At 64.0% G+C, this 419-nt stretch carries 1 pseudogene; it reads left to right on the top strand.

The features are described from left to right. Positions 1–419, top strand: a pseudogene (locus tag QWJ46_RS31170) (protease); the annotation flags it as partial.

Raw genomic sequence — 419 nt, 5'->3', positions numbered from 1 at the left:
GGCAATACGCTCGTCAACACGATCACCGGCGGCGCCGGCAACGACACGCTTGACGGCGGAATCGGCAACGACACGCTGAACGGCGGCGCCGGCAACGACATTTATGTGGTCGACAGTGCGGGCGACATCGTCAACGAGGCGGTTGGCGCCGGCACCGACGAAATCCGCACGGCGCTTGCAGCTTATTCGATCGCCGCATTGGTCAATGTCGAGAACCTGACCTATACGGGATCTGCCAGCTTCAGCGGCACCGGCAATGCGCTTGCCAACACGATCACCGGCGGCACCGGCAACGACACGCTGAATGGCGGAGGCGGGGCCGACAGCTTGATCGGCGGTGAGGGTGACGACACCTATGTCGTCGACCATGGCGGTGACATCGTCACGGAAGCGGCCGATGCGGGAACCGATACGGTCCG

This window comes from Rhizobium sp. CBN3, assembly GCF_030518245.1.
GTDB lineage: Bacteria > Pseudomonadota > Alphaproteobacteria > Rhizobiales > Rhizobiaceae > Rhizobium > Rhizobium aethiopicum_A.
This window is presented reverse-complemented; position numbering and strand designations above follow the sequence as displayed.